Below are 8904 nucleotides of genomic sequence, written 5' to 3' on the forward strand. Positions count from 1 at the left end.
CGGCGCTCACCGGATGTCGACCAGGGGCCGGAAGGGATCGAGGCGCTCGTCGTTCGGATCGAGCTCGGTCACCAGCAGCGCGACGTCGTCCCAGGCGAGCGCCCGCGCGGTGGCGTGGCGGCCGAGCTTCGTCGAATCGGCGAGCACGATCGTCTCGTCGGCGTGGTCGGCGAACACGCGCTTGATCTGGCTCTCGTCGATCGTCGCCTCACTCGTGCCGAAGTCGGGATCGAGTGCAGCGGCGCTGGTGAAGAACCGGTCGTAGTGCAGCGAGGCCGCCGTCTGGCAGGCGACCGCGCCCACGAAGCTGTCGGTGCGCAGCTCCAGCCGGCCGCCCACGAGGACGGCGTCTACCGCGGCGCGGCCTTGCGCGGTGCGCAGGTTGTCGTACGAGTTGGTCACGACGAGCAGTTCGTGGCTGGCGTCGAGCTGGGCGACGAGCGCGCCCACGGTGGACGAGGCATCCATCGCCACCGCTCCGCCGTGGGGGAGCAGGTCGAGTGCCTTGCGGGCGATCTCGGTCTTCGCGCCGCCCCGCGCGGCCATCCGCACCCCGAACCCCTGCGGCACGATCGCGGCGACGGCCCCGCCGCGCACACGCCGGACGAGGCCCTCGCGCTCCAGGTCATCGAGGTCGCGCCGCACCGTCATCGCTGAGACGCCGAGGGCCTCGGCGACCGGGTCGAGCCGGATGCTGCCGTCGCGGGCGAGGATCTCGAGCAGGCGCGCGCGGCGCTCGGTGCTCAGCATCGGGGGCATGCGATCAGGGTAGCCGCGACGCGTCGACGCTCACCCGCCCGCCGCGGTCCACGAGCGTCGTGGGCACGAGCTGGGTCGTCGGCTCCGCGGTCGCGCCTGTCGCGATGCGGTCCAGCAGCGTCGTGGCGGCGCGGATGCCGAGCTCGGCGACGTCGTACGAGGCGATGCGGATACGGCGGGGCAGCATCCACGACAGCTCGAAGTCGTCGAAGCCGCTGACGGCGACGTCGGCGTCGCGCGTCATGATCTCCTCGAGCGCGCCGACCGTGGCGCGGTTGTTGCCGCAGAAGACGGCGGTCGGCGGCTGGGGGGAGTCCAGCAGCCGCGCCATCGCGGCGCGCGCGTCTTGCGGGGTGTGCACGCCCTCGATCACGAGCGCGCGATCGTGCGGTCGTCCTGCGGCGGCGAAGGCTTCGCGTGCCCCCTCGAGCCGCTCCCGCATCGTATAGATCTCGGGGGCGTCCAGCAGGATCGCGATGCGCTCGTGCCCCGCCGCGAGAAGCTCCGCGACGGCCGCGCGCGCGCCGCCGCGGTTGTCGATCAGCACCGCGTCCGCCGGGATGCGCGACCCCGGGCGGTCGAGGAACACCACGGGCGTTCCGTGGGCGACCTCGCGAGCGAGGTACGAGTGGTCGGATGCCGCGGGCACGAGGATCAGCCCGCCCACGCGTCGCTGGCACAGATCGAGAGCCAGCCGGCGCTCGGTGGCGGCATCCTCTTCGCTCGAGGCCATGACGACATGCATTCCCCGCTGCACGGCCACGCCGGAGAGCGCCGCGGCGACGCCGAGGTAGAACGTGTTCGCGAGGTCGGCGGCGACGAACGCGATCGTGTCATTCGTGCCCGAGCGCAGGCTCGCGGCGAGCGCGTTGCGGTGGTAGCCGAGGCTCTCGATCGCGGCGTGGACGCGTGCGGCCATCGCCGCGTCGACGTTGGGCTCGGTGTTGATGACACGCGAGACGGTCTTGAGGCTCACCCCCGCCGCCGCCGCGACGTCGATCATCGTGGGACGGCCGCTCTTGCGCATCGGGGAGTCCTTCGGTCGGTTCGCCTCAACGATAGGCACTTCGCCCGTCAGAGAGCGGGAGCGACGAACGAGCCGGTCTCGTGCGCCGCGATCGCGGCGGCGAAGATCCGGTGCGTCATCGCGGCCTCCTCCGGGCGCACGGTGCCGAAGCCCTCGCCGAGCGCGCCGGCGCGCTCGGCCAGGAAGGCCGCCCACATCTGCAGGATGGCATCCGAGAACCCGGACTCGAAGTTCGGGCCCGTCACCGTCGGCCACACCGACTGGCTGCCGGCGTCGATGCGCTGCCAGCTCTGCTCACGGCCGATGCCGGGCACGTCGATCCAGGCGAAGACCTGCACCTCCTTGGGGTTCTTCGTGCTGAAACGCACGCCCCCCGCCATGCCGATCGCCTCGAACTCCCACGTGTTCTTCTCCCCGGGCGCGATGCGCTTTGTCTCGGTCGCAAGCGGGAACGGCGCGCCGTCGTGCGAGGCCCACGAGTGGATGACGGCGTTGTCCCACGTGTCGCACGGCTGCAGCTCGCCGTCGGGGCCGGGGCGCTCGGTGACGATGTCCTGCAGGACGCCCATGACACGCTCGGGCGCCCAGCCGAGGCGCAGTGGCACGTGCCACGTGTGCATGCCCAGGTCGTTGAGCACGCCTGCCTCGCCGCAGAACTTCTTCTGCCGCTTCCAGTTGAGGGGCTTGCCGGTGTCGAGATCGCTGGCGTGCAGGAACGTGCACTTGGCCTCGACGATGCGGCCCAGCGCGCCCGAGCGCACGTAGTCGATGGCCCACTGCGCGCCCGGGAAGAACGGCATCTCGCTCGAAACGCGCACGAACGCGCCGGGCGTCTCGTCGATGGCGGCCAGGATCGCGTCCGCCGCGGCGCGGTCGATGCCGAACGGCTTCTCGGCCAGCAGCGCCTTGCCCGCCCGGATGGTGTCGACGTAGAGCTGCTCGTGCAGATCGTGGCGCACCGCGATGTACACGACGTCGATGTCGGGGTCGGCGAGCAGCTCGTGGTGGTCGGTGGTGGTCAGGCGCACCGTGTCGATGCCCCGGAACCACTCCAGGGCGGCCGGGTTGATGTCGCACACCGCGACCAGCTGCGGATCGGCGGGGTGATCGACGAGGGCGGGCCACCGCCGCAGGGCCGCCGCGATCTCGCGGCCCATGAGGCCACCGCCGATGATGCCGACGTTCACGCGCTCGCCGCTCATCGGGCGCATCCGATCAGGGCGAGGGCGTCGTCGACCGACGCGTTCTCGTGCACGACCGCCATGAGGGCGGCGGTGATCCCGGCGGGATCGGGATGCTGGATGACGTTGCGTCCGTAGACGATGCCGCGCGCGCCCTGGGCGAGCACCGCGACGGTCCGCTCGAGCAGGGTGCGGTCGTCGACGCGTCCGCCGCCGCGCACGAGGACCGGGGTGTCGACGGCGGCCTGGATGACACGGTGGTAGTCGGTGATGTCGTCGGTCGGGTCGGCCTTGATGAGGTCGGCCCCGAGCTCACGCGCCTGGCGTACGAGGGTCACGATCTTGGCGGTGTCGCCGTCGACCGCGTAGCCGCCGGAGCCGGGCTTGGTCTGCATGACGAGCGGCTCGATCATGAGGGGCATCCCGTACCGCTCGGCGTCGGTGCGGAGGGCGAGGATCGACCGGATGCACTGCTCGCGCACCTCGGGGTGGCCGGGCAGGTCGAGGAGGTTCACGCACACGGCGACGGCGTCCAGCCGCACCGCGATCTCGATCGCGTCGGGCACATGGAGCGAGTGCAGCGGCGACTCCAGCGGGTCGTTGTAGACGTTCGCGATGTCGGTGCGCAGGACGAGTCCCGGCTTCTGCTTCCCGGGCACGGCCTGCAGGAGAGGCGCCTGACCGAGGCTGAGCTGGATGGCGTCGGGGCCCGCGTCCACGAGGGTGGCGACGGTCTGGCGCATGTCCTCGATGCCGCTCAGGAACGAGTGCTCGTGGAATGCTCCGTGATCGACGGCGACGTCGAGGGCGCGCCCGGAGCGGGCGTGGAACAGGCGGTTCAGGCGGGGCTTCGTCATCGAGGGAGCCTCTCGGTTCGAGGGAAGCGCGGCGATGCGCAGGATCAGTATGGGTTGCTTCAGACAACGTTGTCAATTGCGCGGGCCGCGCGGCCCCGCCCGCTGCTACGGTGGCGGGCACGCGCCGTGTCGCTGCGGGAAGGGCAGGAGATGATGACCGAGCTGTTCGAGGTGCCGATCGACGAAGCCTGGCGCCGCGTGGGACATCGCGGTCAGGCCGTGGCCGTGGAGTCCTCGCTCCGCACCGACGGCCCCGACGCGGGTTCTCGCCGCATCAGGCTCGTCAACGGCGACCTCGACGTCGAGCTGCTCCCGGATCGCGGGCTGGACGTCGGGCAGGTCCGGGTCGCCGGCATCCCGCTCGCGTGGACCTCGCCGACCGGCTTTCCGCCGCTCGTCCAGGAGGCCGACGCCGGGGGGTGGCTGCGCGCCTTCGGAGGCGGGCTGCTGACGACCTGCGGCCTGCTCAGCTACGGCGCGCCGTCGGTCGACGACGGTGTCGAGCATCCGCTCCACGGTCGCTACTCGTCCCTCAAGGCGCAGGTCGTCCGCGCCGAGGCGACCGACGACGAGGTGGTCGTCGAAGGCGTCGTGCGCGAGGCGACGGTGTTCGGCGCGCACCTCGAGGTGCGGCGGCGGATCACGAGCGCGATCGGGTCGCGCACGCTGCGCCTGGAGGATGTCGTCGTCAACCGCGGTGCGCACGCGGTCGAGCCGATGGTGCTCTATCACCTGAACCTCGGCTGGCCCCTCGTCGACGAGGGGACGCAGCTGCGCAGCCCCGCCACCAGCGTCGAGCCGCGCGATGCCGACGCCGAGCGCGGGCTGGATACCTGGGCCCACTTCCCGGCACCCGAAGACGTCTACCCGGAGCAGGTGTTCCGGCACGAGCTTCCGGAGCAGCAGCCGGTGACGGTCGCCGTGGAGAACCGGCGCGGCGTCGGCGTGCGGATCGCCTTCGACACCGGCGCGCTTCCAGCGATGTTCCAGTGGCGGGTCGCCGAGCGCAACGGGCATGTCGTGCTCGGGATGGAGCCGGCGACAGCTCCCACGATCCTCGGCCGAGCCGACGCGCGGTCGCGGGGGATGCTGCGCCCGCTCGCGCCCGGAGCGGCGCTCCAGCTCGGCGTGGAGATCACGGCGACCCTCGGCGCGTGAGCGAGGCCTCCGTCGGGTAACGAATCGGGAACCCGTCTTGACAACGTTGTCGCATCGGCCTCAAGATGTTGGCTACTGGATCCGAGAACCGCGAGGATCCGACCATGACAACGCTGTCGAGGTAGCGATGACGCACGAGGGACGCATGGCTGACGCCGCGGCCGACGTGCGCTCGTCGGGCCCACGACGGGCGCGCATCAAGGACGTGGCCGACCTCGCCGGCGTCAGCATGAAGACCGTCTCGCGCGTGGTGAACGGCGAGTCCGGGGTGCTCCCCGAGACCCGCGACCGCGTCACCGCCGCCGTGGTCGAACTCGGCTTCGTGCCCGACCGTCACGCCCGGTCGCTCAAGCGCGGCGACTCCGACACCATCGGCATCCTCATCGACGCCATCTCGGACCCCTTCTTCGCCGCCTTCGTCAGCGCGGTCGAGGAATTGGCCCTCGCAGAGGGCGTGAGCGTCCTGTTCGCGAGCACCGGTTACGACGCCGCACGCGAGCGCGAGCAGCTGGCCCGTCTCACCGGCGACCGGCTGCGGGCGCTCATCGTCGCTCCGGTCGGCGTCGCTTCCGCGGAGCTCGAGGTGCTGCGCCACCGGTTCCCCGTGATCTGCGTGGACCGTGCCCGCGAGGGAATCGACTCGATCGTCGTCGACGACTTCGGTGCGACAGTCGAGGCGATGCGGGAGTTCATCGCGCGGGGGCACCGGCGCATCGGCTTCATCGGCGAGAAGACGCCGTACCCCACCGTCGCCGCGCGGCTGGAGGGCTACCGCGCCGCGCTCGCAGAAGCGGGTCTGGAGTTCGACGAGTCGCTCGTGATCGCCCAGGGGCGCCTCCGCGACGAGCAGTCGGTGACCGGCCTGCTGGCCCGACCGGATGCCCCCACCGCCGTCTTCTGCGCCACGAGCCCTGCCGCGATCGCCACCATCAACGCGATCGCCGCCGACCGCCTGCGGATGCCGGCGCTGATCTCCTTCGGCGACTTCGAGTTCGCGGGCGCCTTCACCCCGGGGATCACGTGCGTCGACCAGGACCCGCGCCTCATCGGCGAGGCCACCTTCCGCCGTCTCGTCGCGCTCGCCGACGACCCCGCCGCGGCCCCGGACCACATCGTGGTGCCGACCCGGCTCATCCGCCGCGGCTCCGGGGAACTGCTTCCCGAGGCCGCCGACCTTCCCGCCCCGATCGGAGCCCTTCGATGATCCCGGTTCTCCTCCCGCCGAATCCCGTCCAGCACTTCTACCGCGGCGGCGACCGCATCGCGGCGCTGCGGGGCATCGTGCCCGAGACGGACCACCAGCCCGAGGAGTGGCTCGGCGCCACCGTGTCGCGCTTCGGCGACCCGGTCACCGGGCTCGCCGTCACCGACAGCGGCGCGCTGCTGCGCGACCTCGTGACCGCGGACCCGGCGGGCTGGATCGGCGGTGGCCGGGGGCGCGACGCCGGCGATGTCGGCATCCTGGTCAAGCTCCTCGACGCGCGGCAGCGCCTGCCCGTCCACGTGCACCCGAGCCGTGACTTCGCCGCCCGGCACCTGGACTGCCCGTACGGCAAGACCGAGGCCTGGTATGTCCTGGACACCGAGCCGGACTGCGCCGTCCACGTCGGCTGGAACACCGACCTCGACCGCGCCGAGCTGGACCGCCGCCGCGACGCCCAGGACAGCGAGTGGATGCTCGCCCACATGAACCGCGTCGTGGTGCGAGAGGGCATGGGCGTGCTCGTACCCGCCGGCACCGCGCACGCCATCGACGGCGGCATCTTCGTCGCCGAGGTGCAGGAGCCCACCGACTTCTCGATCCTGCTGGAGTGGTCGGTGACGACCTCGACGCGCGACGAGTCGCACCTCGACCTCGGCTTCGACACCGTCATGCCGGCCGTCTCGGCATCCCGGCTTGCGCCCGAGCAGCTGGCCGCCCTCATCAGCGAGGTCGGCACCACCGCCGCAGGCCCGGCGTTCCGGTCACTGCTGCCCGCGGCCGCCGACCCGTACTTCCGGCTCTGGGATGCCGCCGTGCGCGGCACCGCCAGCAGCGTGCGTCCCGCCGGGTTCGCCGTCGTGCTCGTCACCGAGGGCGAGGGTGCCATCGTCGGCGCCGCCGACCGGGTCCCGTTCGCGCACGGTCAGGTGTTCGCCGTGCCGCACGGCTTCGGCGACTGGCGCATCGAGGGCGAGGCGTCCGTCCTCGTCGCCGAGCCCGGCGCCGGCTGGCCGGACACCCTCACCGGCGGGGGCATCGTATGAACGAGTACGTCGTCGGTGTCGACATGGGGTCGACGAGCATCAAGCTGCTCGTCGCCACGCGCGACGGGCGCCAGGTGCTCGTCGCCAGTCGTCGGTCGCCGTGGACCAACCTCGACCACGGCCGCACCGAGATGCCGGCCGGCCGCGCCATCGACACCGTGCGCGAACTCGCCGCCGAAGCCGATGCCGCGCTCGCCGAGGACGGGCCGTACCGCATCCGCGCGCTCGGGGTCTCGGGCATGGCCGAGGCGGGTGTCCTCCTGGATGCCGCAGGCCGGCCCGCGGCGCCGATCATGGCGTGGTTCGACCCGCGCGGCGCCGAAGAGATCGCCCGGACCCCGGAGGCCTTCCGCGCCGAGTTCCTCGGCCGCACCGGTCTTCCGGTCGGACCGCTCGCCTCGATCGCGAAGATCCTGCACCTGCGCGACGGCGGCGTCGACCTCGCCGGACGGACCTTCCTCAACGTGCCCGAGTACGTCGTGCACGCCCTGGGCGGCCCCCGTGTCGCGGAGTACTCGCTCGTCTCCCGCACCGGCCTTCTCGACCAGGACGACAGCACGCCGTGGGCCGCCGCGTTCGACGTGCTCGGCACGAGCGAGGAGCTGCTGGGCGAACGGGTCGGCGCCGGGACGGCCCTCGGTATCCTCACCGACGCCGGGATGCCGGAGCCCTTCCGCGGCGCCGTGCTCACCGTCGCCGGGCACGACCACCTGGTCTCAGCCGTCGCCGTCGGGGCGACCCACAGCGGCCAGCTCTACGACTCGATGGGCACGGCTGAGGCGCTGGTCCGCGTGCTCGACGAGACGCTGCCCTTCGAGGCCCGCGAGCGCCTCGCCCTCGCCGGCATCAACACGGTGCGCCACGTCCTGCCCGGCAAGTACGTGCTGCTGGCGGGCACGAAGTCGGGCCTGCTGATGCGCCGCGTGCTGCAGCTGCTCGGCATCACCGACGCCGCCGGGCGCGCCGAGATCGACGACCGCGTGATGGCGCTGCCGGTTCGCGGCACGCTCGCCGACGGCGGCATCAGTGTGGACGGCGCGCGCAACGACGACGGCGTGCTGAAGATCGTCGCCAACAGCGACGGGCTCAGCCCCGCGGAGCTGTTCGCCGCCGCGCTGCTGCACGGCAACGACATGTGCGCCGAGCTCATGGCCGTTATGGACCGCGAGGTGCCGGCGCCCACGTCGACGGTGCTCACGGGCGGTTGGTCGAGCATGGCCAGCGTCGTCCGGGCACGCGAACTGATTCTTCCCGAGGTCACCGTCGCCACCCACGACGAAGGCACCGCGTACGGCGCCTCGCTGTTCGCGGCCTTCGCTGCCGAGACCTCCACCGACTTCGACAACGTGGCCGCCGCGTACCTCGCGGGCCACTCCGACCACATCCACCACAGCAAGGGAAGGAGCTGACGATGTCGTTCAGTTCTACGGTTCCGGTTCTGCAGGCGCGGGGGTTGTCGCGTCAGTTCGGGCATGTGCGGGCGCTCAATCAGGTGGACTTCGAGGTGTTCCCGGGGGAGGTGACGGCGCTGATCGGTGACAACGGTGCGGGGAAGTCGACGCTGGTGAAGGCGCTGTCGGGGAACCTCGCGATCGATTCGGGGACGATCCTGTTCGATGGGCAGGAGGTGGACATGTCCACCCCGTCGCAGGCGTCGGCGCTGGGTATCGAGACG

At 71.9% G+C, this 8904-nt stretch carries 9 protein-coding genes; 5 read left to right on the plus strand and 4 right to left on the minus strand.

Annotated features, from left to right (window positions below):
• Positions 1-6 precede the first annotated feature (6 nt).
• From B5M43_RS02625 to B5M43_RS02640, 4 genes are read right to left on the minus strand one after another with little or no spacing between them, the layout of a single operon-like run.
• Positions 7-759, minus strand: a complete 753-nt coding sequence (locus B5M43_RS02625; protein ID WP_134746553.1) for a DeoR/GlpR family DNA-binding transcription regulator — start codon at positions 757-759, stop codon at positions 7-9.
• 4 nt (positions 760-763) lie between these two features.
• Positions 764-1786, minus strand: a complete 1023-nt coding sequence (locus tag B5M43_RS02630) for a LacI family DNA-binding transcriptional regulator (RefSeq protein ID WP_205829526.1) — start codon at positions 1784-1786, stop codon at positions 764-766.
• Between the two features lie 47 nt (positions 1787-1833).
• Entirely contained in the window at positions 1834-2988 is a 1155-nt protein-coding gene (locus B5M43_RS02635) for a Gfo/Idh/MocA family protein (RefSeq protein WP_230667538.1), read from the minus strand.
• Complete coding sequence (locus tag B5M43_RS02640; protein WP_134747230.1) at positions 2985-3824, minus strand: class I fructose-bisphosphate aldolase; 840 nt, start codon at positions 3822-3824, stop codon at positions 2985-2987. The genes B5M43_RS02635 and B5M43_RS02640 overlap by 4 nt, the downstream gene beginning before the upstream one ends.
• Before the next feature lie 126 nt (positions 3825-3950).
• Between B5M43_RS02640 and B5M43_RS02645 the strand changes: the two genes are divergently transcribed.
• The 5 genes from B5M43_RS02645 to B5M43_RS15015 form a co-directional block, all read left to right on the plus strand.
• Positions 3951-4982 carry an aldose 1-epimerase family protein gene (locus tag B5M43_RS02645; protein WP_134747232.1) on the plus strand — a complete coding sequence of 344 codons (1032 nt, stop codon included), beginning with the start codon at positions 3951-3953 and terminating at the stop codon, positions 4980-4982.
• Positions 4983-5127: 145 nt separating this feature from the next.
• A complete protein-coding gene (locus tag B5M43_RS02650; RefSeq protein ID WP_167626837.1) occupies positions 5128-6186 on the plus strand; it encodes a LacI family DNA-binding transcriptional regulator in 1059 nt (352 codons plus the stop codon).
• The gene (locus B5M43_RS02655) at positions 6183-7229 is read left to right on the plus strand and encodes a class I mannose-6-phosphate isomerase (RefSeq protein ID WP_134747236.1); all 1047 of its coding nucleotides are present in this window, start codon (positions 6183-6185) and stop codon (positions 7227-7229) included. The genes B5M43_RS02650 and B5M43_RS02655 overlap by 4 nt, the downstream gene beginning before the upstream one ends.
• Positions 7226-8638: an L-fuculokinase gene (locus B5M43_RS02660; protein ID WP_134747238.1), complete on the plus strand. Its 1413-nt coding sequence runs from the start codon at positions 7226-7228 to the stop codon at positions 8636-8638. Before B5M43_RS02655 ends, B5M43_RS02660 begins: the two co-directional genes overlap by 4 nt.
• A gap of 2 nt (positions 8639-8640) precedes the next feature.
• The coding region (locus B5M43_RS15015) for an ATP-binding cassette domain-containing protein (protein ID WP_268992992.1) at positions 8641-8904 on the plus strand (264 nt) is incomplete at its 3' end.

The organism is Microbacterium sp. MEC084, assembly GCF_004514465.2.
Taxonomy (GTDB): Bacteria; Actinomycetota; Actinomycetes; order Actinomycetales; family Microbacteriaceae; genus Microbacterium.

Excerpts from the sequence above, each read along its gene's own strand:
- B5M43_RS02625 (WP_134746553.1), bottom strand. The coding sequence starts at position 759 with ATGCCCCCGATGCTGAGCACCGAGCGCCGCGCGCGCCTGCTCGAGATC.
- B5M43_RS02630 (WP_205829526.1), bottom strand. The coding sequence starts at position 1,786 with ATGCGCAAGAGCGGCCGTCCCACGATGATCGACGTCGCGGCGGCGGCG.
- B5M43_RS02635 (WP_230667538.1), bottom strand. The coding sequence starts at position 2,988 with ATGAGCGGCGAGCGCGTGAACGTCGGCATCATCGGCGGTGGCCTCATG.
- B5M43_RS02640 (WP_134747230.1), bottom strand. The coding sequence starts at position 3,824 with ATGACGAAGCCCCGCCTGAACCGCCTGTTCCACGCCCGCTCCGGGCGC.
- B5M43_RS02650 (WP_167626837.1), top strand. The coding sequence starts at position 5,128 with ATGGCTGACGCCGCGGCCGACGTGCGCTCGTCGGGCCCACGACGGGCG.
- B5M43_RS02655 (WP_134747236.1), top strand. The coding sequence starts at position 6,183 with ATGATCCCGGTTCTCCTCCCGCCGAATCCCGTCCAGCACTTCTACCGC.
- B5M43_RS02660 (WP_134747238.1), top strand. The coding sequence starts at position 7,226 with ATGAACGAGTACGTCGTCGGTGTCGACATGGGGTCGACGAGCATCAAG.